Origin of the sequence: Streptosporangium sp. CA-115845 (assembly GCF_050943795.1) — a bacterium.
Taxonomy (GTDB): Bacteria; Actinomycetota; Actinomycetes; order Streptosporangiales; family Streptosporangiaceae; genus Streptosporangium.
This window is the reverse complement of the sequence record NZ_CP191988.1, coordinates 6135569-6160875: the sequence shown is the minus strand read 5'-3', so window position 1 is coordinate 6160875 and position 25307 is coordinate 6135569. Positions and strand designations below refer to the sequence as shown.

The following is a 25307-nucleotide window of genomic DNA, read 5'->3' as shown; positions in this document are numbered from 1 at the left end:
CATATACGTCCGGAACTGGGGAGAGCGGTGGACGAGCGCAAGCCGATCGAGTGCTGGCTGTCGGACATGGATGGGGTTCTCGTCCATGAAGGACACCCGGTGCCCGGTGCAGACGAGTTCATCCGCCGGCTGCGCGAGTCCGGCAAGCGGTTCCTGGTGCTGACCAACAACTCCATATACACCCCGCGTGACCTCGCCGTACGGCTGCGCGCGGCAGGCCTGGACATCCCGCCGGAGTCGATCTGGACCTCCGCGCTGGCCACGGCCAGGTTCCTGGACGGCCAGCGCCCCGGAGGCTCGGCGTACGTGGTCGGGGAGGCCGGCCTGACCACGGCCCTGCACGAGATCGGCTACGTGCTCACCGACATCGCCCCCGACTACGTGGTCCTGGGCGAGACCCGCACCTACAGCTTCACCCAGATCACCCGGGCGATCCGGCTGATCGAGGGCGGCGCCCGGTTCATCGCCACCAACCCCGACGCGGTCGGGCCCTCCAACGAGGGGTCGCTGCCCGCCTGCGGTGCGGTCGCCGCGATGATCACCAAGGCGACCGGGGTGGAGCCCTACTTCGTGGGCAAGCCCAACCCGATGATGATGCGCAGCGCGCTGCGGGCCATCGACGGCCACAGCGAGAGCACCGCGATGATCGGTGACCGGATGGACACCGACATCGTCTCCGGCATGGAGGCGGGGCTGCACACGATCCTGGTGCTGACCGGGGTCGTCAGCAGGGACCAGATCGACCGCTACCCGTTCCGTCCCTCCCTGGTGGTCGACTCGGTCGCCGACCTGATCGAGCTGATCGACTAGGGCCTGTCCGCCGGGCGGGGAGTACCGGAGGCGTCGAGTCCAGCGGGGCACATTCCTCTCGTGATCTGTCAGGTACGGGTGCCATGCTGTCGCGCATGACGCGTGTTTACCTGGAGATCGGCCCCAAGAAGGTCTTCGCCTGCTCGGCGGAGTGGCCCGTCCGCTACGCCGCCCGCCGCATCGCCTGGCACGTCATTGACCACCTGTGGGAGATGGAGGACCGCCGGACCTGGTAGGGCTTGGTTGTCGGTGGATCGCCAGGGAGGAACGGACCTGGAAATCGGCCCAGCCGAGCTCGTCCTTGACCTGCTTGTAGCCCTGCTCGATCCACGATCGCAACGCGTACAGACGCACGACGTGCGCCAGGTCGGCCGGTGTGCGGCGAGAACACTTGAACGAGCATTAATAGGGTGATATCCGGTACGCAGCTTGATCCAACAGACTACCGATACCTCCGCAACGATTCCCTTAACCCATCCCGAAGCCCGATATTTCAGTCGATCAGTGGGATGGGTATCCGCCGCAGGGCCGGCACGGCAAGGCCGATCTGGGCACCCAGCGCGTCCGCGTCCACCGTGTCGAGCGACTTGAGAGCCGTCGCGCCGAGACGCGCCCAGGCTGCTCCACCCGGTGAACCAGGCTGGTCGCGAATGGCCGCCAGAGTGATGTCCGGCTGCAGTTCCAGGGCGCCGAGCAGCCGCTGCCAGTCGTGGCGGTGCGGGCATGGCACGGCCTCCCCATCGGGACCCGGAGGGTGGGGCGGCCTGTCGCCGATCACCAGCAGAGCCGCCCGCTGGGGACGGGGAGCGGTTTCGAGTCGGCGCACCACCTCGGCCAGCATGTCCTCAAGCTGGGCGGCGCGGGGGTACCCGAGCTCTGCGGTGCCGAGCCAGCCAAGTGACTTCAGCGCGTCCTCGGGGGCCGCGAGCCAGTCGGTCACGATCACACGGTCGCTGCGGCCGCCCCGGTCGAACCGGTGCCCTCCGTAGGCCAGGAGCCCGATGCGGAGCCGACCGGGCTGGGGAAATTGCCGGTGGATGGCTTTGATGACCTTCTCGGCGCAATCGAGCCGTGCAGCCACCCGGGCGGCTGGTCCGGCGACCTCGACGGCACAGATGAAGTGGGCCTGCTCGACAGGATCAAATGAGCGGGGGATCGCCGCCATCAGCTCGGCCACGCTGCGTGGGTCCCTGGTCAAGCCGGGCGGTGAAAGGAAGTCGACCGCGCCGGGCAGGCGAAGCCTGGCCTTGACGCGGTACGGGCCCGGCCGCAAGTGGGCGGATTCGGCCAGCAGGAGTGTTGGCGTGGAGTCGTTCCAGGCGACCACCGCGAAGACGACGGCGCGCCCGTCGGCGGCCTCACTCCGCACGGTCACCTCGGCGATGTCCCCGCGTCTCGCACCGATGGGGAACAGCCGCTTGGAAGCGAGCTTGATCTGGCCGGTGTGCGGGTCGGCGCGGGCGACGAGCAACCCATAGCTGCGCCGGATCGGGGATCCGGCGCCGGCCTCTGCCACCAGCTCGCCGACGTCCATCCCGGCCTCGGTCCAGACCGGGGCGTCCGGACGAGCAGCGCGAAGCCGGTCCAGCGTTACCATGGCACCCGGTTCGTCCGCGACGCAATTCACGATGAAAAGGTCACCCGCGGGCTCCGGCCACACAATTTCGGCATTCCAGTCGCCAACCGGGTGCCGAGATACCCGCAGAACACCCGAATCATCAATGTCGATCTGAAATGTCACAGGTCCAAGAGAGGTGACCTCTAACACGGTGAGCGACTTGCCGTGGGTGAGCTTCGCGACGGCGGTGGCGAGCGCCTCGCGCAGCGGCTTCCCGTCATACCGTGTCAAATCGCGCTCCCATCAAAGCGGCTCATGAGTGTCGAGCAGCCGCAATCGCATGTGGCCATAGGTCGCTTTCCGCATGATCTCACCTCGAGGCGGAGGATTGGCCTAAAATCGCCATGCCGAGCGGCTCACAGCGATGGGGAAGGGCGGCGATGCTGCGGCTCCTGATCTTCCTGTCCGGCGCCCGGCGCGATGTTCTCGAGAGATGTCCCACCGAAACCGGCAAGTTCGCGGGGCTCGGCTCTGCGCTGCTCATCACGAGCACCCTGGCCTGCGTCTCCATGACTTTCACGCTGGCTTCGCTGCTTGGCGTCAACCTCGTCCTTGCCGTGATCTTCGGCCTCGGGTGGGGGCTGAGCATCATGTCGCTGGATCGGTGGTTGATCGGCTCCATCAACACGGACGGTCCGGGACGGCTCTGGCTCGCACTGCCCAGGTTGGCGATGTCCCTTCTCCTGGGGATAGTGATCTCCACTCCGCTGGTCCTGTACATCTTCAAGCCGGAAATCGACACGCAGATCGTCCAGATCAAGCTGGAGCGCGCGAACACATTTGATCAGCAGCTCGCCCGTGGAGACGTCGGCACGGAAATCTCCCGCCTGACCAAGATCATCAACGATCTCCACAAAGTGATCGAATCGAGGGGTGATGTCGCGCTCGATCCAGCCAAGGATCCGACTGTCAAGACGTTGAGCACCCAGAGGGACGCAGCGCAGCGCCAGGCGAACACGTCCTACGACAGGTGGCAGTGCCAACTCTACGGCGGATCGCAGTGTCCAAAGGCGATAAAGGGGAATGGCTCGCAGGCGCAGGCCGCCGAGCAGAGCTACAGGGCCGCCCGGCAAGAGATCGAAAAGCTCAACACGCAGATCGTGGACCGCACTCGCGCTCTCACCGCGAGCAGTGAGAGCGCGAGGCGAGCCCGGCTCGCACAGGCCCAGGCGGACCTGCCGGGATATCAGGAGCAACTGGACCGGCATCTGCGACAGCAGAACGCCCTGCGCGCCCAGTTCGATGCGCAGAACCAGAACCCGGACGGCCTGCTCCTCCGGCTCACGGCACTGAATGAGATATCAGGCACGAACACCTCTCTGAGCCTCGCCCTGCTCCTGCTCTTCCTGTCCCTGGTATTGGTCGAGTGCCTGCCTGTGATCGTCAAGCTCATGCAGAGGCCGGGCACCTACGAGAAAATCCTCGCGATCATCGAACATCGCGAGTTCCTCATGGCGCGCGAGCGGTTCCTGTCCGCCGAGACGGCGCTGGGCGAGGCCTCCGGCAAGGTCAGCCTTGAAGAGGTCTGGAATCGCGAATCGTACGGGTCCCGGCATCCACCACAGCCTCCTCCCGACATCCTTCGTCCGGAGGAGGAGGACGTCGAGGACCAAGCGTTACGTGGCATGAAGGACGCGCGTACCTCGCCCTCCCCGGACGACCAGGTGGTACGCCCCCCGCAGGGCGGCGGCGGCCATGGCTGATCTCGAGACAGCGGGTCCCGGACTGTTCCCCTGGGACGAGCTGGCCGGCAGCTGCCGGGACGATCCCCGCATTCGCTTCTACGTCGATCGAAAATCGCCACATGACATGGCCGCACAGCAGCTCGTGGACTGGGCTCAGGTACTCACGAGCAGCAGCAGGGACAGGGCCTTCCGAGACTCGACGGCCCTGGACAGCTACGCCGAGTTCGCCGAACTCGCCAATGCCGCCACGCGGGCGAAGGCGGACTTCGAGGAACTCACCGCCGGGTTCAGCCTCGCGGCCGTCCGGCGGTTCATGTCCACGAGGACGACTGTCCTTCTGGTCGCCGCACTCTCACTGCTCGTCACCTCGTGGGCCGATCTCGTGCTGCTGGCATGCCAGGTCGTGGCCATCGCAGTCGTACCGTCGGCCGGTCTGTCCTTACGCGCCGCCCGCACCACAGGCAGCCTCCCGAAACACCTGTTCGCCGCCTCGTGCTTCGTGACGGGCCTGGCCTTGCTGGCGGTGCCACCAATGTTCGGGCTGCCCTTCTCGTTCGCTTCGGTCCTCCTCATGGGCGCGTTTCTCGGCCTCGCGTGGATTCTCAGTCTGGACCACACCGGCCGCCCACTGCGTATGACCATGAAGATGTATCTGCTGCTCCCCGCAGCCCCCGGCCTGGAGAGCCGAGCCGGGCGCGCACGTCGGCGCTGGCTCGAAGACGCCTGCGAGAACGCGGTCATGCCCGAGCTCATCCAGACGATCAACCGGCTCCTGCAACCCCAGCTGGACAAACGGCTGCTCGTCCAGGACACCACGCGGCTGCGCGCGATCTATCATGCGGGGCTGCTGGTGCCCACACGGGCAATTCACCGTGCCCAAGAGGCCCTGCGCCGATCGGATGGCGCCAGCATCGCCGTGTCAGGGCTGCGCGGCTCCGGAAAGACGACCTTGTTACGGCGCCTGTGCGCGGGCGAGTCGCAGTTCTCGGTCTTGGTGTCGGCGCCCACGCAGTACGTGCCGAAAGAGTTCCTCATCGAGCTCTTCCAGCGCCTGTGCGCCGCGTACATCGCCGACCAGGGGTTCACCGTCGAACGCCCCACGATGCTGAAAAGGCGCAAGAACCTCTTCCGCTACCTGAGCGGGGCCACCGGGCCGATCGTGCGCATGATGCTGGCCTGCCTGTTCACCGGTGTCCTGATCTGGACGCTCACCACCGAGCTGTCCCACATGGCCGCCATCGCGGCCGCTAGCGTGGACGAGGGCCTACGCGAATTACGAGAATGGTTCGCGTCCTGGTGGGCCGGTCACCGGCTGTTCGTCCAGATCTCACTGCTCTTCCTCATCTTCGCTGCTGTCCCGAAGCGGAACTGGCGGCGGCTCTCCTGGCCGTCCGAGCCGGAACTGGTCACGGAGGCCAGGCGGCACTATCAGCGCCTGCAGGCCGAACAGACGGCGACGGTGCAGGCCGGCGGCGCCCTGCCCGTCCTGCAGGCCGGGTTCAACCGCAGTGTCGCGACGAAGGCCCTGCCCTGGACCATGCCGGAACTGGTTGGACATCTGTGCCGGTTTCTGGAGGCGGTCACCAAGGCCGAGCAGGCTCGTGGGCGCAGGGTGCTGATCTGCATCGACGAAGTCGACCGGATCGGTACAGCGGAGGAGGCCACCCGATTCCTCAGCGAGATCAAGGCGGTCTTCGCGTCAGTGCCCTGCCACTTCCTCATCGCCGTCGCCGACGAGCTCGGCGCCGCGCTCGCCCGCCGGGTCATCACCGGGCATTCTCACATCGAGAACGCCTTCGACGAGATCGTCTCGCTGGAACCGATGCCGTTCGAGCTCTCCCGGCAGCTCCTGCAACGACGCGTCCCGGGATTCACCGATTCATTCGTGTGGCTCGGCGTGGCGCTGTCCGGTGGCCTGCCCCGCGAACTCATCCGGGTGGCACGCCGGCTCGTCGAGATCAACATAGAACACGAGTACGAGTTGTGGCTCTCGGAAATCGCCGACCGGCTCATCCGAGAGGAGGTGCAGGGGGCGATCACCGGCACCCGCGGCCTGATCGCCAGGCTGTCCGCCAGCGCGGAATGGGGAGCGGTCCTCGACCGGCTGCGCCTGCTCGCCCGATTCTTCGAGCCGGACGCCGGTCTCGCCGAACTCCTGCCCGCATTGAAGGAGCTGGCCGACCTGTCATCCGAGCAGCCGTCCATGAGCGCTCCAGATGAATCACCGATCAAAATGGCCATCGCTGAGTTGTCGGCGTTCGCCTTTCTCGGCATGACCATCTGCGACGCGTTCAAGGACCGCTGTTTCGACTCCGCCGGAACCCGCGACCCGGCCCCGGACTCGACCGGGCCGTACGTCGAGCTCGCAGCGGCGCGTCGCGAGCTTGGCGTATCGGCGGAGAGTTGCCGGGCGGCGGTCCGGCGGATCAGGCTCGGGCTCAACCTCCCATGAGCCCTATGTCGGGCAGCCTGGAGGGATCCCACCGTCCGGCTCCCGCGGATCCGTACGTAACCGGGGTGGCGCAGGACCGCCTAGACCTGTTCGGGGTCCGGGATCAGGTCCACGGGTCCGCCGTCGCTTCCCCGGTCGAGCCCGGCGCAGTCTGCCCGGCTGGGGCGGTACCTGGAGCAGGGCCTGCTCTGCCGGCCCAAGGAGGCATGGGCCTGCGCACCCGGCGGGCGCCAAGAGCTCACTCCCGCCCGACCGCCGGCCGGGGGCGGCGGTCGGGCGGCTCCGGCCTGGCGTCGGCAGGGCGCGGCCTGCCGAAAGCCATGCGAGGCAGCGGGGGCGAACTTAGCGATGTTCCGCACCGGACGTACAGATCCACCTTGGTCCTGGCATTAGGAAGGCAGACCCGACAATCTCGGTTTCCCCGCAGCGTGTTCGCAACCTCCGCTGAGGCTGGCCCTCGCCGTTTTGGATGTCACGCGGGTGAACCGCCGGATCCTCGGGAATCTTCGCGGGGAGTCCTCCGCCACGGTCCGACCCCGCCCAGTCATCGCATCATGCTGATCATAGTGTGAAATAGCACGATGTGATGGGTGTTGTGGAAAAAGTCATGGTTCGGCCACGTGGCCGAACCCGCCTGCCGGAGGTGATCCCGGCGGTGGTGGCGACGGTGATCAGCCTCTGGGGCATCGCCACCCCCTCGTTCTGGCGGGACGAGTCGGTCAGCGTGCTGGCCGCCGCGATGCCCGTCGGCGACCTGTGGAACCTGCTCGACAGCATCGACCGGGTGCACGCGCTCTACTACCTCATGCTCCGGCCGGTCGCCGCGATCTCGACCGGAGAGCCGGCCATGCGCCTGCCCTCGGTCCTCGCCACGGCCGCCGCCGCGTACGGCATCGCGGTTCTGGGCGGGAGGCTCGCCACTCCGAGGGCGGGCCTGCTGGCCGGACTGTGCTACGCCGCGCTGCCGATGGTGAGCCGGTACGCCCAGGAGACCCGGAGCTACGCCATCGTGACGGCGGTGGCCGTGCTGGCGACCTGGGTGCTCATCGAGGCGACGCGACGATCGAGCCGCCGGTGGTACCTGGGCTACGCGGCCTGCCTGGTGCTGCTCGGCTGGCTGCACGTCTACGCCCTGCTCCTGGTCGTCGCGCACGCGGTGACGGTGGCGGTGTGGCACCGCCGCGATGACGTCTCGTCCACCGAGGCGTCCCGCCAAGGCATCGCGCCGGTGCTGTCGCCTCGTCATGATTCCTCGTCGGTGACCGCGTCCCGCCCAGGGATCGCGCGGTTCGCCGGGGCGCTGACGGTGGCCGGGGCCGGGATCGTCCCGCTCGCGCTTCTCGCGGCCGGTCAGCGCGAGGCCCAGCTGTCGTGGTTGCGATCGCCGGAGTTCGTCGACGTCGCCAGGTTCGGGAAGGAGATCGCGGGCAACACGTGGCTGGTGCTGCCCCTGGCCGCCCTCGTGATCTTCGGGGCGATCTCCGGCGGGCGGCTGACCGGGGTCGCGCTGCCCTGGGCGCTGCTGCCGTTGCTGTCCATGGCGATCTCGCAGATCCATCCGGTCTACCAGAATGTGGGCCAGTGCTCTGGCGTTCACGCCGGGGGTGAAGGCCCACGCGGGAGTGCCCGCCAGGGCGCGAGCGTGCCCTGACCTTTCGGATTTGTCGGCAGCTTCACTCACACAGGTCGTTTCTGCTGCTCGATGTACTGTTTGAGCACGGTGAGCGGCGCCCCGCCGACCGACCCGGCGAAGTAGGAGCCAGACCAGAAATGTCCGCCCCAGAGGTATTCGCGGACGTGTGTGCTGTATTCCTTACGAAGCATCCGAGCCGAGACCCCCTTCAGCGAGTTGACAAGTTTGGACAGGGCGACCTTGGGCGGGTAGTGGACCAGCAGGTGGACGTGGTCGTGCTCGCCGTTGAACTCGCGCAGCTCGACCTCGAAATCGGCGCATACCTCGCGCATGAGTTCCTCGCAGCGGATCAGCATCTCGTCGGTGAACACCCCACGCCGGTACTTTGTCACGAACACCAAATGGGCGTGGAGGTTGTAGACGACATGTCGTCCCGTTCTCACATCGGGGTTCGGATTCCATCGCGGTGACATAAACCAAACGATATGATCAGTGTGTGGAGAAGGTGAAGCGGGCTCGTGCGCACGTGGCGCGACTCGACCTCAATCCGGCCCAGATGGCCGTTTTGGACGGTCAAGCCCACACCGCGCGCGCCTTGTGGAACGTGCTCCATGAGTTCACGACCTTCCGCCAGGGCCGGTTCGCGTCACCGAAGGAGTGCGACGCGGCGATTCGAAAAGCACGCCGCGAGATCGAGTGGATGGGGCAACTCCCCGCTCAGGCCGCGCAAGCCGTACTGAAAACCTACCGGCAGGCGTGGGCGAACTTCTTCAACCCCGACCACCCGGCCAAGCGCCCGACGTTCAAGAGCCGGTTTCGGTCCCGATCCCGGATGGCCGTGGACGTCCCCCAGGCCCGCGACCTGCAGATCAGCCGGATCAACCGCAGGTGGGGCGCGGTGAGTCTGCCCAAGGTCGGACGGGTGAGGTTCCGGTGGACAAAAGACCTGCCCGGCATCACCAAGGGCGGACCGCCGGGCAGAGTCACCGGGGCTCGCCTGGTGAAAGAAGCCCACGGGTGGAACATCGTCTTCCGTATCGAGCTGCTCGTATCGGCCCCCGTCGCGCACACCGGGCCGAAGGTCGGCATCGACCGGGGCATCACGGTCCCCCTGGCCCTGTCCACCGGGCAACATCTTCGGCACGGCCTATGGCTCACCGGCGGGCAGAGCGAGCGGCTCTTGCGTCTGGAGCGCAAAAGCGCCCGTCAGCGTGCCACCCGCGAGAAAGGCGACCCGGTCTCCAACCGGGAACGCCGCACCTACGACCAGATCGCCCGGCTCCGCGCGACAGCCAAGCGCCGAGCCGTCGACTGGCAACATCAGAGCACGACCGATCTCGCGCGGCGATTCAGCGCGATCGTGGTCGAAGACCTGAAAATCACCACCATGATGGCCTCGGCGTGTGGGACCGTGGAGGAGCCGGGGGTCAACGTCGCCCAAAAGCGGGGCCTGAATCGCTCGATCGCGGGCGAGGCGTGGGGCCGAGCGGTGGAGTTGCTGACCTACAAGAGCGCCGATCGTGGCGGTCTGGTCGCCAGGGTCCGCCCGCACGGCACCAGCCAAGAGTGTCACCGCTGTCACACCACCACCGCGGGATCACGCGAAACGCAGTCGCGGTTCGCGTGCAAGAACGTGGCGTGCGGATGGATCGGCAACGCCGATACCAACGCCGCCCGAAACCAGCTTCATCGGTACAACTCTGCCGCCGGACGGGCGGTCACAGGGCGTGGAGACTCCGGGATACCGGGGCCTGTGAAGCGTCAAGCATCCTGTTCCACAGTCTCGCCCGCACCCGCGCTGCGAGCTGCTGCGTAAGCAGCACAGGAATCCTCCACATTTATGTGGAGGAGCACGTCAAAGTCCGAGATACCTGCTCTTCGCCGTTCCCGCCATGGCGCTGCTCGCGGGGGCGGGCCTGGACGCCCTGCGGCCCCGGGCGTCGGCCGGGGCCGGACTGGTCCTCGTCGCGGCGCTGACCGTTCCGGCGCACCTGACGATCCGCGAGCCGGACACCCGCCCCGACGATCTGCGGAGCATGGCGGCCACGCTGCTGGCCGAGCAGCGACCCGGTGACGCCGTGCTGTACGTGAAGGAGAACTGGCGCCTGTTCGCCGCCGTGTACGGGGACGCGTACCGGAACCTGCGCGATCTCACCTACGCTCCCGGCCAGGTCGCGCCGAGAACCGCCGCGCAGTTCACGGCCGCCCTGGACGGCGTCGAGCGCGTCTGGGTGGTCACCGGCGGGAGGAAGCGCCAGAACAGCGCCTTCCTGGAGGACGACGAGCGCTATCTCGCCCTCATGGGCAACCGTGACTTCGAGCTGAGATCCACCGATGATTTCGGGTATTCGTGGATCGGCCTCTATGTCCGCAGGCCGGCCTGCTGCGGTGCCACTGCCTCGCCCGGCGCGAGCCGGTGAGGCCGTTCGAGATGACCTCGGCGGGCCCCGGTGGACGGGAAGGTCAGGAGATCAGGCCGGGCAGCAGGGTGACGGTGCCCGCGAGGTAGGTGCCGAGCTCCGGGGGGACGAGGTTGATGGCGGAGATCTCGGCCGGGTCGAGCGGGAGCCGCACCACCTCGTAGTGGCCACGGGCGGGATCGTCGAACTCCGGGCCGCAGCGCAGGGCGAGATCCATCGAGACCAGGCGGCAGCCGTAGACGTGCTGGGTCTTGATCCCCTCGTCGCGCACGCATTCCAGGGTGGTCAGCGGGGTGACGCCGGAGACCACGGCGCCCAGCTCCTCCATGACCTCGCGGTGCAGGGTGTGCTCCAGCGAGGCGTCCTCGGGCTCGACATGGCCGCCGGGGACGGACCAGTAGAGCTCCTTACCGGGGACCGTACGCCGGAAGACCACCAGCCGGTCGTCGTCGAGGAGGACGGCGCGAACACTCGGCACGTCAGGCATGGGGCCCATTGTGCCACCGACCCGGTGACGCGATCCGCATCCGGGCCCCGGGGAGGCGGGATTTCCGTACGGCACGGGCGGCTGTTCACCTTTGGAAGGGAGGTTTCGGCGTCAGGCACTTTGGTCCGTCCCGTGTCCCGCCGAGGTCCGGCAGAGAGGGGCGGCTCTGGTCACCCTGCGTACCAGTGTGCATGGCAATGTGCCGCATAAAGGATACTTGTCATGTTTTCGGGGTGAACCACATTAGGGTCGTAAGGTTCATGGAATTCCATGATGGCGAACGCCCTAGCGGTGGCGGGATGGAACTCTGCGTTGAACGGCAACACCTGGATCATGATGTTGTCTCGGTCGGCGAATTCGACGAGCTTGGCGTACTGATCACGCATGGTCTCCGCTGAACCGGCCCGACGGGTGAGAGCGGCATTGGGGTCCGAGTTTTACGGCAAATCGAACGTGCACGAGTAACCGCCGAGCAGTCGCATTGCTGCACCGCACGAGTGTCACCCGCCGGTAATTCGCCAGGTGAATCCATATGGTGACGGCCATGGCGCATCCAGGTAGAGATCCAGTTATCCGAGGGTGAACGGGGTCGGCGGAGTCATCGAGAGTGGCGGTCCGGACACCACGTTCGGAGGGCAGGCGAGTCTCATCGCCTCAACGGGTGTCATCACCGGCAGTCGCAAGACGCCGCCCAGCGCATTTTGCATTGCCGTTCGTTCCTCCCCGGAACCACGATGATTTCGTCCGCCGCGGCAGGACGGACCGCAGCCAGAGGTGCGGGGTTCGGTCAACGTGGCCGTGGCCGAATGTCGGGAAGGCCCACGAAATGGCCGTGCAACGCCCTACATGGGTCGTAACAAAGTGTCATCCTTAGCGTGATGGCTGCTCTTTCCAGAAGAGCGGGCTGATGAAGCTTTTTTCAGGCGCATTGATTGCCGGAAATGCAGATGTTGACAGGGGACTCGTGAACGATTGTCGCGTTCTGTAATCACGCTGATGCGGGGTCGAGGGCGGAGGGCCTGCGAGTGGCGCGGCGTCTTCCCGTCACAGAATGTGTGATAAGGCGGATGGGGCTGGCGATAATACCTCTCGCGCCGCGTGCGTGTGAGAAGGGTGCGGAGTTGCGGATGTCACATCGTGGGGCTTAGTTGATCGCCAAAATCTCTTGCGGAGTTGATCACGAAGCTGCTTAGGATGAGCCCGACATGTCCTGCGAGAGTGGGATGTGTCGCTCGCACTCATTGCCTTGAGGGGGAGATCGCTCTCTGGTGGCTGGTTACGGGGGACAAGGCAAGATAGCGGTCATCGGCGTGGCCTGCCGCTTTCCGCAGGCAGCAGACATGGCAGCCTTCTGGAAGGTGTTACGCGATGGCACGGACGCTGTGGCGGACATGCCGGGCGAACGACGGGACGATGAGCCGGGCTTCGCCGACGCGCCGGCGTACACGCTGCGGGGCGGCTGGCTGGCCCACGTCGACCGGTTCGACGCTGCGTTCTTCGGCATCTCGGCCCGGCAGGCCGCAACCATGGATCCGCGCCAGCGGCTGCTCCTCGAACTGAGCTGGGAAGCGCTGGAGGATGCCCGGGCGGTGCCCGAACGATGCCAGGGCAGCCGTACCGGTGTCTTCGTCGGTGCGATGTGGGACGACTACGCCGCGCTCGCTCAGCGCTATGCCGCAGGTCCCAGGTCGCCGTACGAGATGAGCGGTCTGCACCGCGGGATGCTTGCGAACCGGATCTCCTACTTCCTCCGGTTACGGGGCCCCAGCCTGGTAGTGGACACGGGACAGTCGTCGTCGCTGGTCGCCGTTCATCTCGCGGCCGAGAGCCTGTTACGCGGTGAGTGTGATGTGGCTCTGGCGGGCGGGGTGAACCTGGTGCTCGATCCGGGCAGCGCCGCCACGTCGGCGGCGTTCGGCGGGCTGTCGCCCAGTGGCCGGTCCGCCACCTTCGACGCCGAGGCCGACGGCTACGCGCGTGGCGAGGGCGGCGGAGTGGTCGTGCTCAAGCCGCTCGAGACGGCACTCGCCGACGGTGACCGGATCCACTGTGTGATCCTCGGCAGCGCGGTCAACAACGACGGTGGGGGCGAGACGTTCACCACCCCTGACCAGGAGGCGCAGGAGGATGCCATCCGGTGGGCGCACGCCTCGGCCGGGGTCCGGGCCGCCGAGGTGCAGTATGTCGAGTTACACGGCACCGGGACCTTCGTGGGCGATCCCATAGAAGCCATGGCGTTAAGGACGATCTTCGGCCGAGGCGATCCGGGCGCGTTACGGGTCGGATCGGTCAAGACCGGCATCGGGCATCTCGAAGGGGCCGCCGGGATAGCGGGCCTGATCAAGACGGTCCTGTGCATCAGGAACAGGAATCTTGTCCCCAGCCTCCACTTCGAGCATCCCCACCCGCGCATCCCGCTGGACGAGCTGGGACTACGCGTCCAGACCGAGACGGGGCCGTGGCCGGAGCCACACCTTCCGCTGATCGCGGGGGTGAGCTCGTTCGGGATGGGAGGCACGAACTGCCATCTCGTCCTCGCGGAACCGCCCGCCCCTCATCCCGCGCCACCGGATCCCCGGCCCGGCGCGGACGCATCGTCCCGGCCGGTTCCCTGGGTACTGTCAGGACGGAGCCGAGAAGCGCTCCGCGACCAGGCACGACGACTTCTCGACCAGCTGCACGAGTACCCGGCTCGCGACCTCGATATCGGCCTCTCCCTTGCCACGACGCGGACCGCCTTCGACCACCGGGCCGTACTCCTCTCCACCGACCGCGCCGGGTTCGAGCGCGGACTTGCCGCCCTCGCCGCCGGACAGCCCGCCCCCGGACTCGTGGAAGGCGGCGCCGGACGCCGGGACGGGGTCGCGTTCATATTCCCTGGGCAGGGATCGCAGTGGACGGGTATGGCGGTTCCTCTTCTGGAGAGCTCGCCGGTCTTCCGCGAGCACATGCACGAATGTGCCGATGCCTTCGCGCCCTACCTTGACCGGCCGTTGCTGGACGCCCTCGACGACCCGGCCACGTTGGAGCACTCCGATCTTGTGCAGCCCGCACTGTTCGCGGTGATGGTGTCGCTCGCCACCCTGTGGAAGTCCTTCGGGGTACGGCCATCGGCGGTCGTCGGGCACAGCCAGGGAGAGGTCGCCGCCGCCTACGTCGCGGGCGCGCTCACCCTGCCCGACGCCGCGCGCATCGTCGCCCTGCGCAGCCGGCTGCTGATGAGACTCGCCCACCGTGGCGGGATGCTCTCGATCGTGCTCCCGGTCGAGGACGTCATGAGGCGACTGCCCGATGGCCTGACGATCGCCGCCGTGAACGGGCCCGGCTCGACCGTGGTGTCAGGCGACCTCGACGCGCTCATGGCGCTGCAGGAGCGATACGACGCCGAGGGGGTGCGCACTCGCCGGGTGGCGGTCGACTACGCCTCGCACTCGCACCAGGTCGAGGCCATCCGCGCGGAGATGCTGGAGGCACTCGCCCCGATTCGTCCCGTCGCCACCCGGGTGCCGTTCCACTCGACGGTCACGGGAGGCCGGTTGGCCGGCGAGGAGTTGACCGCCGAGTACTGGTATCGGAACCTGCGGCACCAGGTCAGCTTCGCACAGACCATACGGACGACCGGCTGCGGGGTTTTCATCGAGGTCAGCCCGAACCCGGTCCTTACCGGAGGAGTGCGGGACACCGTGCCGGAGGCGGCGGTACTGGGAACGCTGCGCCGGGGTGAGGGTGGGCTGGACCGCTTCCTCACCTCGCTGTCCGAGGCGTACGTCGCCGGGGGCATGGCCGCCTGGGACCGCTGCTTCGCGGGGACCGACGCCCGGGTGGTCGACCTGCCCACCTACGCCTTCCAGCGGCAACGGCACTGGCTGGACACGAGCGAGCGCGTCGCGGATTCGCCTGTGAGGCAGCGGGCCGAGGTCGCACGGGTTGTCGATGAGACGCCCCCGGATCCGGTCGAGCTGGTGCGGACGCAGGTGGCGGCGTCGCTCGGGCACCACGACCCGGGCGCGGTGGACATGACGTCGACGTTCGCGGAACTCGGGTTCGACTCGCCGCTGACGGTCGAGCTGTGCAGCCGGCTCGCCGCCGCCACCGGTCTGCGCCTGCCGGTCGCCGTGGTGTTCAACCATCCCACGCCCGCGCGCCTGGCCGAGCACCTGCGCTCGGAACTGCGGCCGCCCAACCCGCTGAGCACGATGCTCGACCGGCTGGCCGACGCGCTCAACGCTCCACCTGCCAACGAGGGGGAGCGTGCGGAGGTCGCCGCTCGTCTGGCGGCGCTGGCCGACCGGATGGCGGCGTGGGCGCAGGCGCCATCGCAGGCGGAGACGCCACCGGCGGACGAGGTCGCCGGGCGGCTGCGAACGGCTTCGGTGGACGAACTTCTCAGCTTCATCGACGGGGAACTCGGATGAGCCACGGCGGGACGGACTCGGGGGCGGGCGGATGACGGACAACGACCAGCTGGTGGAGTATCTGCGGCGGGTGACCGTCGAGTTGCACGAGACCCGGCAGCGGCTGCGGGAGGCGGAAGAGCGCGACCGCGAGCCGATCGCGATCGTGGGGATGGCGTGCCGGTATCCGGGTGGGGTGGGCTCGCCTGAGGATCTGTGGGAGCTCGTGGCTTCGGGTGGGGATGCGATCGGGGGTTTTCCGACGGATCGGGGCTGGGATCTGGGGGCGTTGTTCGATCCGGATCCTGAGCGGTCGGGGTGTTCGTATGTTCGTGAGGGCGGGTTCTTGTATGACGCGGCGCAGTTTGATGCCGGGTTTTTCGGGATTTCGCCGCGTGAGGCGTTGGCGATGGATCCGCAGCAGCGGTTGTTGCTGGAGACGTCGTGGGAGGCGTTCGAGCGGGCCGGGATCGATCCACGTACGTTGCGTGCCACCCGTACGGGCGTCTTCGTCGGCGCCGTCCCGCAGGACTACGCCGCTCCTCTGCACGCGGCGCCCGAGGGGTTCGAAGGCCACATGCTGACGGGGACGACGCCAAGCGTCGCGTCGGGCCGTGTGGCGTACGCGTTCGGGTTGGAGGGCCCGGCGGTGACGGTGGACACGGCGTGTTCGTCGTCGTTGGTGGCGATGCACCTGGCCGTTCAGTCGCTGCGCCGCGGTGAGTGCACGCTGGCGTTGGCAGGGGGCGTCACCGTCATGGCGAACCCGGGGATGTTCGTGGAGTTCAGTCGTCAGGGGGGGTTGGCGGTCGATGGGCGGTGTAAGTCGTTCGCGGAGGGGGCGGATGGGACGGGGTGGTCGGAGGGTGTCGGGGTGTTGGTGCTGGAGCGGCTGTCGGATGCCAGGCGTAACGGCCATCGGGTGCTGGCTGTTTTCCGTGGTAGTGCGGTCAATCAGGATGGGGCGTCGAATGGGTTGACGGCTCCGAACGGTCCTTCGCAGGAGCGGGTGATCGGTCAGGCGTTGGCGGATGCGGGTCTGGTTCCGGGTGATGTGGATGTGGTGGAGGCGCATGGGACGGGGACGGCGCTGGGGGATCCGATCGAGGCGCAGGCGTTGCTGGCCGCCTACGGTCGTGATCGGGTCGGGCCGTTGTGGTTGGGGTCGGTGAAGTCGAATCTTGGTCATGCGCAGGCGGCGGCGGGGGTTGCCGGTGTGATCAAGATGGTGTTGGCGATGCGGCATGGGGTGTTGCCGCGGACGTTGCATGTGGACGCGCCGTCATCGCATGTGGATTGGTCCTCGGGTGCGGTGGAACTGCTGACCGAACAGCGGCCGTGGGTGGTGGGTGGTCGGCCGAGGCGGGCGGGGGTGTCGTCGTTCGGGATCAGTGGTACCAACGCGCACGTGATCCTGGAGGAGGCGCCGCCGGTTGAGGAGCCGGTGGTCGAGGCTGCCGGACCGGTGCCGGTGGTGCTGTCGGCCAAGACCGCCGAGGCACTGCGCGATCAGGCGGCGCGGCTGGTACCGGTTGTGCGAGCGCATGGCCCGGCCCGGGTGGCGGCGGAACTGGCGCGTCGGTCGGTGTTCGAGCATCGGGCCGTGGTGATGGACGGCGTGGAGGGGTTGCGGGCCCTGGCGGAGGGTCGTGAGGCGTCGGGTGTGGTGCGGGGGGTGGCGGGGGGTGATGGGCGTGTGGTGTTCGTTTTTCCTGGTCAGGGGTCGCAGTGGGCGGGGATGGGGGTGGCGTTGCTGGATGCGTCGCCGGTGTTCGCGCGGCGGTTGGGTGAGTGTGCTGAGGCGTTGAGGGAGTTTGGTGTTGTGGATGTGGAGGGGGTGTTGCGGTCGGGGGTGGTGCCGGAGCGGGCCGAGGTGGTTCAGCCGGTGTTGTGGGCGGTGATGGTGGCGTTGGCGGAGTTGTGGCGTTCGGTGGGGGTTGTTCCGGCGGGGGTGGTGGGGCATTCGCAGGGGGAGATCGCGGCTGCTGTGGTGGGTGGTGCGTTGTCGGTGGAGGACGGTGCGCGGGTGGTGGCGTTGCGTAGCCGGGTGTTGGGGCGGTTGGCGGGCCGGGGTGCGATGGCGTCGGTGTCGCAGTCGGTGGAGTGGGTGGAGCGGCGGCTGGGGGAGGGGGGTTTCGCGGGGGTGTCGGTGGCGGCGGTCAATGGTGTGGCGGCGACGGTGGTGTCGGGGCCGGTGCGGGGTGTTGAGCGGTTTTTGGAGTTGTGTGCGGGTGAGGGGGTGTGGGGGCGGCGGATCGCGGTGGATTATGCCTCGCATGGTGCTGCGGTGGAGGAGGTCGAGGCTGAGGTTCGGGCGTTGGCGGTGTCGCCGCGCCGGTCGGAGGTGTCGTTCTTTTCCTCGGTGACGGGTGGGTTGATTGATACCGGTGGTTTGGATGGTGATTACTGGTATGTGAATCTGCGGCAGCGGGTGCGGTTCGCTGCTGCGGTGGAGGCGGCGCGGGCTGCTGGTCTGGGGGGTTTTGTTGAGGTGAGTCCGCATCCGGTGCTGGGGGTGCATATCGATGGTGCGGTGGGGACGTTGCGTCGTGATGAGGGTGGGCTGGATCGGTTCTTGTTGTCGGTGGGTGAGGCGTTCGTTCGTGGGGTGCCGGTTGAGTGGCCTGGGGTGAGGGGGGTGCCGGTCGATGTGCCGACGTATCCGTTCCAGCGCCGGCGCTACTGGCTGAAGACGCAGCCATCACGGACCGACGTCCGGCACCTCGGCCTGAGCTTCGCCGACCACCCATTCCTCGGCGCCACCCTGGACACCGCCGACGGCGGGTCCACCTGGACGGGGCGGATCTCGTCCGATACCCATCCCTGGCTGGCCGACCACGCGGTGTGGGGCGAGGCGCTGCTGCCGGGAACGGCGTTCGTGGAACTCGCACTCCAGGTCGGTGACCAGATCGAGGAACTCACCCTGCACGCGCCGCTGACCCTGCCCGAGCAGGGCGGCGTCCGGCTCCAAGTCGTCACCGGGCCCCAGGACGAGGCGGGACGCCGCACCGTGGCCGTTCACTCACGACCCGAGGACGCCAAGGACGATGTCCCGTGGACCAGCCACGCCACCGGCGTGGTCGTCGGCTCCGACGCGGGCAGCGTGGGCGTTGTCGAAGGGCCGGCTGCCTGGCCGCCACCGGAGGCGCGGCGGATCGAGGTGGCGGACCTCTACGACCGGCTCGCCCTGCAGGGGTACGACTACGGGCCGGCCTTCCAGGGAGTGCGGGCGGCCTGGCGGCGTGGGAACGAGGTGTACGCCGAGGTGGTCCTGCCGGAGGAGGCGGAGGTACGAGGCTTCGCCGTACATCCTGCGTTGCTGGACGGAACCCTGCACGTGATCGGGCTGGGCGCGCTCACCCCGGCTGCCGGACCGGATGAGATCCTGTTGCCGTTCGCCTGGAGTGGTGTGCGCGTGTACGGGACCGGCGCCTCGATCTTGAGGGTACGGCTCCGACCAGGCCGTGACGGCGCCATCCGCCTGGAGGCGACCGACGACCAGGGGCGGCCGGTGGTCTCGGTGGACGCCCTGGCGATGCGGGCCGCCTCGCGGGGGCGGTTCAGGACGACCCGGCACGACTCGTTGTTCCAGGTCGGCTGGACCGAGATCGGCGACGTCCCCGACCTGGCGGCGGCACATCCGACGACGGTGATGTGCCCCGAGGGCTGGGATGATCCCGGGAACGCGGCGCGGTGGGCGCTGGCGCGGGTCCAGGAATGGCTGGCCGAAGGCGGGAGCTCGCCTCTGGTGGTGGTGACTCGCCAGGCTGTGGCGACGGACACCGGCGACGAGGAGATCAACCCTGGTCAGGCGCCGGTCTGGGGGCTGGTACGTTCGGCCCAGTCCGAGCACCCTGGCCGGTTCGTGCTGCTCGACGTGGACGACCTGGAGAACGTGGCGGAAACGGCACTCCTGGCCGTGGCGTCCGGTGAACCCCAGCTCGCCCTCCGTGGCGGCCGGCTCCGCGCGCCGCGCCTGACCCACGCGGAGAACACCACGGCGCTGAAGACCACGGCGTTCGACCCGGAGGGGACGGTACTGATCACCGGGGGGACCGGAACCCTGGGCGGAGAGGTGGCGCGGCACCTCGTGGCCCGGTACGGCGTCCGCCGGCTGCTGCTGGTGGGCCGGCGTGGCAAGGACGCGCCGGGCATGGGCGGGCTGATCGCCGAGTTGGAGGCGGCGGGCGCGGACGTGACGGTGGCAGCGTGTGACGTGGCGGACCGGAACGCGCTGGCAGCCGTGCTGGCCGGAATGCCCGCCGATCGGCCGCTGCGGGGTGTCGTGCATGCCGCCGCCGTGCTCGACGACGGCGTGGTCGAGGCGTTGCGGCCCGAGCGGGTCGACCGGGTACTGCGGCCAAAGGCGCTGGCCGCCTGGCATCTGCACGAGCTGACGCGGGACCTCGACCTGTCGGCGTTCGTCCTGTTCTCGTCGATGTCGGGCGTGCTGGGCGCGGCCGGCCAGGCCAACTACGCGGCGGCGAACGCCTACCTCGACGCGCTCGCCGCCTACCGCCGCTCTCTTGGACTTCCCGCGATCTCCCTGGCATGGGGGCTGTGGGAACAGCGCAGCGCCCTGACCGGAGGCCTGCGGACCGTCGAGCTCGGCTGGTGGCGGGAGGCGGGCGTCACGTTCATGCCGACGCGGGATGGTCTCGCGCTGCTCGACGCCGCCCTCGCCGCTCCGTCGGCCGCGTTGCTGGTGCCCGCCCACCTGGACGCCCGCAGGGCCACGGATCCGGTGCCGCCGCTGCTGCGCGACCTGGCACGCCGTACGGCCAGGCGCCGCCCGTCCACCGGAACGGAAGGGACGTTGTGGCAGAAGCTGGCAGGGACGCCGGAGGCCGACTGGGATCGGGTGCTGCTCGACCTGGTACGCGCACAGGTCGCCACCGTCCTGGGGCATGCCGACGGCAGCGCCATCGAGCCGCGACGGACCTTCAGAGAGCTCGGCTTCGACTCCCTGCTGGCCGTGCGCCTGCGTAACACGCTGAACAGCGTCACCGGCGTCGCGCTGCCCACCACGGTCGTGTTCGACCACCCGACGCCGGAGGCGGTCGCGCGACGGCTGCGCGAGGAGCTGTCGGGGAGCACGGCCGCGGCACCGGCCGTGCCGGTGCGGGAGGAGGCGCACTCCGCCGACGACCCGATCGTCATCGTGGGGATGGCGTGCCGGTATCCGGGTGGGGTGGGCTCGCCGGAGGATCTGTGGGAGCTCGTGGCTTCGGATGGGGAGGTCGTCGGGGACTTCCCGACCGACCGGGGCTGGGATCTGGCCGCGTTGGCCGACGCCGGGTCGGGCCGGTCGTCCGATACCCGGTTCGGCGGTTTCCTGAGTGATGCCGCCGATTTTGATGCCGGGTTTTTCGGGATTTCGCCGCGTGAGGCGTTGGCGATGGATCCGCAGCAGCGGTTGTTGCTGGAGACGTCGTGGGAGGCGTTCGAGCGGGCCGGGATCGACGCGGAGTCCCTGCGTGGCAAGGACGCGGGGGTGTTCGTCGGCGCCATGCACCAGGAGTACGGCCCCCGCACCGACCAGGTCGGCACCGGCGCGGACGGGTACCTGCTGACCGGTGGCGCGGCCAGCGTGCTGTCCGGGCGGATCGCCTACACGTTCGGCCTGGAGGGTCCGGCCGTGACGGTGGATACGGCGTGTTCGTCGTCGTTGGTGGCGATGCATCTGGCGGCGCGGGCGTTGCGGAGCGGGGAGTGTTCGCTGGCGCTGGTGGGTGGGGTGACGGTGATGTCGTCGGCCGGGGTGTTCGTGGAGTTCAGTCGTCAGGGGGGGTTGGCGGTCGATGGGCGGTGTAAGTCGTTCGCGGAGGGGGCGGATGGGACGGGGTGGTCGGAGGGTGTCGGGGTGTTGGTGCTGGAGCGGCTGTCGGATGCCAGGCGTAACGGCCATCGGGTGCTGGCTGTTTTCCGTGGTAGTGCGGTCAATCAGGATGGGGCGTCGAATGGGTTGACGGCTCCGAACGGTCCTTCGCAGGAGCGGGTGATCGGTCAGGCGTTGGCGGATGCGGGTCTGGTTCCGGGTGATGTGGATGTGGTGGAGGCGCATGGGACGGGGACGGCGCTGGGGGATCCGATCGAGGCGCAGGCGTTGCTTTCGGTTTATGGGCGGGATCGGGTCGGGCCGTTGTGGTTGGGGTCGGTGAAGTCGAATCTTGGTCATGCGCAGGCGGCGGCGGGGGTTGCCGGTGTGATCAAGATGGTGTTGGCGATGCAACACGGCCTGCTGCCGCGCACGTTGCACGTGGAGCAGCCGTCATCGCATGTGGACTGGTCCTCGGGTGCGGTGTCGTTGTTGACCGAGGAGCGGCCGTGGGTGGTGGGTGGTCGGCCGAGGCGGGCGGGGGTGTCGTCGTTCGGGATCAGTGGCACCAACGCGCATGTGATCTTGGAGGAGGCGCCGCCGGTTGAGGAGCCCGTGGTGGACGAGCCCGGGGTGGTGCCGCTGGTGCTGTCGGCGCGTGGTCCTGAGGCGCTGCGGGTGCAGGGGCAGCGCTTGCTGTCCTATCTGGAGGAGCGTCCGGAGGTGAGCGCTCGGGACGTGGCGCACACGTTGGCGACCGGTCGTAGCGTGCTGGAGCACCGTGCCGCCGTCGTGGGCGCGGATCGTGGCGCGCTGATGGCCGGGCTCGCCGCGCTCGTCGAGGGTCGTGAGGCGTCGGGTGTGGTGCGGGGGGTGGCGGGGGGTGATGGGCGTGTGGTGTTCGTTTTTCCTGGTCAGGGGTCGCAGTGGGCGGGGATGGGGGTGGCGTTGCTGGATGCGTCGCCGGTGTTCGCGCGGCGGTTGGGTGAGTGTGCTGAGGCGTTGAGGGAGTTTGGTGTTGTGGATGTGGAGGGGGTGTTGCGGTCGGGGGTGGTGCCGGAGCGGGCCGAGGTGGTTCAGCCGGTGTTGTGGGCGGTGATGGTGGCGTTGGCGGAGTTGTGGCGTTCGGTGGGGGTTGTTCCGGCGGGGGTGGTGGGGCATTCGCAGGGGGAGATCGCGGCTGCTGTGGTGGGTGGTGCGTTGTCGGTGGAGGACGGTGCGCGGGTGGTGGCGTTGCGTAGCCGGGTGTTGGGGCGGTTGGCGGGCCGGGGTGCGATGGCGTCGGTGTCGCAGTCGGTGGAGTGGGTGGAGCGGCGGCTGGGGGAGGGGGGTTTCGCGGGGGTGTCGGTGGCGGCGGTCAATGGTGTGGCGGCGACGGTGGTGTCGGGGCCGGTGCGGGGTGTTGAGCGGTTTTTGGAGTTGTGTGCGGGTGAGGGGGTGTGGGGGCGGCGGATCGCGGTGGATTATGCCTCGCATGGTGCTGCGGTGGAGGAGGTCGAGGCTGAGGTTCGGGCGTTGGCGGTGTCGCCGCGCCGGTCGGAGGTGTCGTTCTTTTCCTCGGTGACGGGTGGGTTGATTGATACCGGTGGTTTGGATGGTGATTACTGGTATGTGAATCTGCGGCAGCGGGTGCGGTTCGCTGCTGCGGTGGAGGCGGCGCGGGCTGCTGGTCTGGGGGTTTTTGTTGAGGTGAGTCCGCATCCGGTGCTGGGGGTGCATATCGATGGTGCGGTGGGGACGTTGCGTCGTGATGAGGGTGGGCTGGATCGGTTCTTGTTGTCGGTGGGTGAGGCGTTCGTTCGTGGGGTGCCGGTTGAGTGGCCTGGGGTGAGGGGGGTGCCGGTCGATGTGCCGACGTATCCGTTCCAGCGCCGGCGCTACTGGCTGGAGCCCACCCGCCAGGACCACGCGGACACCGAGCTCTGGCGGGCCGTCGAAGGCGGCGACCTCGACGGTCTCACCCGCAGGCTCCACCTGGAGGGTGACCCACCGCTCAGCTCGGTCCTGCCCGCGCTCGCGAGCTGGCGCGACCGCCACCACACCCGTTCCATGCTGGACAGATGGCGCTATCGCGTCACCTGGCAGCACGCCGAATCCCCACCTCCCGCGCTCTCTGGCTCCTGGCTGGTCGTCGTGCCGGAGAGCCACACCGGCGACGCGACGGTGGAGGCGGCCGTACAGGCGCTGAAGAGATTCGGCGCCCTCCCGATGACGTCGGTCAGTCCTGACCGGGCCGCGCTCACGGCGGCGCTGGCGGCGGAGCCCGCAGGCGTGCTGTCGCTGCTCGCCCTTGACGAACGGGCCGGGCAGGACGGCGTGCCCGGCGGTGCGGCGGCCACGCTGGAACTGATCCAGACGATGGCGGCGGCCGGAAGCAGGGCCCCGTTGTGGTCGCTCACCAGCGGAGCCGTCGCAGCCGGGCCGGACGACACGCTGCGCAACCCGGCGCAGGCGACCGTCTGGGGTCTGGGACGGGTGGCGGCGCTGGAGCACCCAGAGCTGTGGGGCGGCCTCATCGACCTGCCGGAAGACCCCGACGAGGCCGCGTACGAGCGGGTCTGCGCCGTACTGGCGGGGCTCGGCGAGGAGGATCAGGCCGCGGTGCGGTCCGCAGGGGTGTACGTCCGGCGGCTCATCCGCGCCCCGCTCGCGGGAAGCCCCGCCGCCGAGGTTCGGCTACGCGGTACGGCGCTGCTCATCGGCGGCACCGGCTCCATCGCCCCGTACATAGCCCGCTGGCTGGCCGGGCAGGGTGCCGAGCACGTCGTCCTGGTCAGCCGCCGGGGCCCGGACGCCCCAGGGGCCGCCCAACTGGTGGCCGAACTGACCGCGATGGGCACCCGTACGAGCGCCGTGGCCTGCGACGTGGCCCACCGGGACGCGGTGGCCGGCCTGCTGGCCCGGCTCGACGCCGACGGGCAGACCGTGCGGACGGTGGTGCATGCTGCCACCGCCACCCGGCTGGCCCCGCTCGCCGACGTCACGGTCGCCGAACTCGGCACCGTGGCGGCGGCCAAGATCCGCGGTGCCCGGTATCTGGACGAGCTCCTCGATCCCGACCAGCTCGACCATTTCATCTGCTTCTCCTCCGTGGCGGGGTTGTGGGGGAGCGGCGACCACGCCGCGTACGCGGTGGGCAATGCCTACCTGGACGCCTTCGCCGAGCATCGGCGGGCGCGGGGCAGAGCCACCACCTCGATCGCCTGGGGCGTCTGGGCAAGCGAGCGCATGCCCGAGGAGGTGGACGAGGCGCACCTGCGCCGCCAGGGACTGCCGACCCTGCCGCCCGAACTGGCACTCACCGCCCTGGCGCAGATCCTGACGGAGGACGAGACGTGCGTGACGGTGGCCAACGTCGACTGGGCGGTCTTCGCGCCGGTGTTCGCCTCTGCCAGGTCCCGGCCGCTGCTCGCCGCCATCGAGGAGGCACGTGCCGACGGCGACGCGCCGGCCGCGCCGTCCACCGGGGAGTCCTGGGCGGATCGGCTGGCCAGGTCGCTGCCCGCCGAGCGGGAAGCCGAGGTGCTGGCGCTCGTCACCGAGCATGCCGCCGCCGTACTCGGGCACGCGACGCGGGACGCGATCGATGCCGAGCGGCCCTTCAAGGATCTGGGCCTCGGGTCGCTGAGCGCGGTGGACCTACGTAACCGGCTGGGTGCGGCGACGGGTTTGAAGTTGCCGGTCACTCTCGTGTTCGACCATCCCAGCCCGGCCGCCCTCGTCCGCTATCTCTGTACGGAGCTGGAAGGACCGTCCACGGTGTTCGACGATCTCGACCGGCTGGAGGCGGCCGTCGCGGCGATGCCGGCCGACGGCCCGGACCGCGGTCACGTCCAGCGCCGCCTGGCCGCACTGGCGGCCAGATTCGGCGGCGCCGCCCAGGACGAAGTCACCTCCGTCTCCGTCGACGACGACCTCGAGTCGGCGACCGACATGGAGATCTTCGACCTCATCGATCGCGAGCTCGGCAACCCCTGAACAGCCCGGCGA

At 68.7% G+C, this 25307-nt stretch carries 13 protein-coding genes and 1 pseudogene; 9 read left to right on the top strand and 5 right to left on the bottom strand.

Going from position 1 to position 25307, the window contains the following annotated elements:
- Nucleotides 1–27 precede the first annotated feature (27 nt).
- Nucleotides 28–810 carry an HAD-IIA family hydrolase gene (locus ACQP0P_RS29810; RefSeq protein WP_355548600.1) on the top strand — a complete coding sequence of 261 codons (783 nt, stop codon included), beginning with the start codon at nt 28–30 and terminating at the stop codon, nt 808–810.
- Nucleotides 811–905: 95 nt separating this feature from the next.
- Nucleotides 906–1046, top strand: a complete 141-nt coding sequence (locus ACQP0P_RS29805) for a hypothetical protein (protein ID WP_433360649.1) — start codon at nt 906–908, stop codon at nt 1044–1046.
- A gap of 10 nt (nt 1047–1056) precedes the next feature.
- On the opposite strand, the pseudogene ACQP0P_RS29800 reads toward ACQP0P_RS29805, so the two are convergent.
- Both ACQP0P_RS29800 and ACQP0P_RS29795 read right to left on the bottom strand, forming a co-directional pair.
- Nucleotides 1057–1197: pseudogene (locus ACQP0P_RS29800) on the bottom strand (IS701 family transposase); the annotation flags it as partial.
- A gap of 106 nt (nt 1198–1303) precedes the next feature.
- Nucleotides 1304–2437, bottom strand: coding sequence for a hypothetical protein (locus ACQP0P_RS29795; RefSeq protein WP_433360646.1), 1134 nt, complete (start codon nt 2435–2437; stop codon nt 1304–1306).
- Between the two features lie 371 nt (nt 2438–2808).
- Here ACQP0P_RS29795 and ACQP0P_RS29790 point away from each other — a divergent pair, with 371 nt between their 5' ends.
- From ACQP0P_RS29790 to ACQP0P_RS29780, 3 genes are all read left to right on the top strand, one after another.
- Complete coding sequence (locus tag ACQP0P_RS29790) at nt 2809–4131, top strand: DUF4407 domain-containing protein (protein ID WP_433360643.1); 1323 nt, start codon at nt 2809–2811, stop codon at nt 4129–4131.
- A complete protein-coding gene (locus ACQP0P_RS29785; protein ID WP_433360640.1) occupies nt 4124–6565 on the top strand; it encodes a hypothetical protein in 2442 nt (813 codons plus the stop codon). The genes ACQP0P_RS29790 and ACQP0P_RS29785 overlap by 8 nt, the downstream gene beginning before the upstream one ends.
- Nucleotides 6566–7172: 607 nt before the next feature.
- Nucleotides 7173–8216, top strand: coding sequence for a glycosyltransferase family 39 protein (locus ACQP0P_RS29780; RefSeq protein WP_433360637.1), 1044 nt, complete (start codon nt 7173–7175; stop codon nt 8214–8216).
- Between the two features lie 26 nt (nt 8217–8242).
- Here the strand turns inward: ACQP0P_RS29780 and tnpA are convergent, their stop codons facing one another.
- The gene (gene tnpA, locus ACQP0P_RS29775; RefSeq protein ID WP_433360634.1) at nt 8243–8671 is read right to left on the bottom strand and encodes an IS200/IS605 family transposase; all 429 of its coding nucleotides are present in this window, start codon (nt 8669–8671) and stop codon (nt 8243–8245) included.
- Nucleotides 8672–8694: 23 nt separating this feature from the next.
- Here tnpA and ACQP0P_RS29770 point away from each other — a divergent pair, with 23 nt between their 5' ends.
- Nucleotides 8695–10014 carry an RNA-guided endonuclease InsQ/TnpB family protein gene (locus tag ACQP0P_RS29770; protein ID WP_433360630.1) on the top strand — a complete coding sequence of 440 codons (1320 nt, stop codon included), beginning with the start codon at nt 8695–8697 and terminating at the stop codon, nt 10012–10014.
- A 76-nt stretch (nt 10015–10090) separates the two neighbouring features.
- A complete protein-coding gene (locus ACQP0P_RS29765) occupies nt 10091–10618 on the top strand; it encodes a hypothetical protein (RefSeq protein WP_433360627.1) in 528 nt (175 codons plus the stop codon).
- A gap of 43 nt (nt 10619–10661) precedes the next feature.
- On the opposite strand, the gene ACQP0P_RS29760 is transcribed toward ACQP0P_RS29765, so the two are convergent.
- Complete coding sequence (locus ACQP0P_RS29760; RefSeq protein ID WP_433360624.1) at nt 10662–11105, bottom strand: NUDIX hydrolase; 444 nt, start codon at nt 11103–11105, stop codon at nt 10662–10664.
- A 170-nt stretch (nt 11106–11275) separates the two neighbouring features.
- Nucleotides 11276–11491 (bottom strand): Scr1 family TA system antitoxin-like transcriptional regulator, encoded by a 216-nt coding sequence (locus tag ACQP0P_RS29755; protein ID WP_433360621.1) that lies wholly within the window; start codon nt 11489–11491, stop codon nt 11276–11278.
- A 954-nt stretch (nt 11492–12445) separates the two neighbouring features.
- Between ACQP0P_RS29755 and ACQP0P_RS29750 the strand changes: the two genes are divergently transcribed.
- On the top strand, nt 12446–15520 hold the full coding sequence (locus tag ACQP0P_RS29750) for a type I polyketide synthase (RefSeq protein ID WP_433360618.1): 3075 nt from the start codon (nt 12446–12448) through the stop codon (nt 15518–15520).
- Between the two features lie 31 nt (nt 15521–15551).
- Complete coding sequence (locus ACQP0P_RS29745; RefSeq protein ID WP_433360615.1) at nt 15552–25295, top strand: type I polyketide synthase; 9744 nt, start codon at nt 15552–15554, stop codon at nt 25293–25295.
- The last annotated feature ends 12 nt before the right edge of the window (nt 25296–25307 follow it).

Bases quoted from the DNA above. Each gene is read 5' to 3' on its own strand.
- ACQP0P_RS29805 (WP_433360649.1), top strand. From the start codon at position 906: ATGACGCGTGTTTACCTGGAGATCGGCCCCAAGAAGGTCTTCGCCTGC.
- ACQP0P_RS29790 (WP_433360643.1), top strand. From the start codon at position 2,809: ATGCTGCGGCTCCTGATCTTCCTGTCCGGCGCCCGGCGCGATGTTCTC.
- ACQP0P_RS29785 (WP_433360640.1), top strand. From the start codon at position 4,124: ATGGCTGATCTCGAGACAGCGGGTCCCGGACTGTTCCCCTGGGACGAG.
- ACQP0P_RS29780 (WP_433360637.1), top strand. From the start codon at position 7,173: ATGGTTCGGCCACGTGGCCGAACCCGCCTGCCGGAGGTGATCCCGGCG.
- tnpA (WP_433360634.1), bottom strand. From the start codon at position 8,671: ATGTCACCGCGATGGAATCCGAACCCCGATGTGAGAACGGGACGACAT.
- ACQP0P_RS29765 (WP_433360627.1), top strand. From the start codon at position 10,091: ATGGCGCTGCTCGCGGGGGCGGGCCTGGACGCCCTGCGGCCCCGGGCG.
- ACQP0P_RS29760 (WP_433360624.1), bottom strand. From the start codon at position 11,105: ATGCCTGACGTGCCGAGTGTTCGCGCCGTCCTCCTCGACGACGACCGG.
- ACQP0P_RS29755 (WP_433360621.1), bottom strand. From the start codon at position 11,491: ATGCGTGATCAGTACGCCAAGCTCGTCGAATTCGCCGACCGAGACAAC.
- ACQP0P_RS29750 (WP_433360618.1), top strand. From the start codon at position 12,446: ATGGCAGCCTTCTGGAAGGTGTTACGCGATGGCACGGACGCTGTGGCG.
- ACQP0P_RS29745 (WP_433360615.1), top strand. From the start codon at position 15,552: ATGACGGACAACGACCAGCTGGTGGAGTATCTGCGGCGGGTGACCGTC.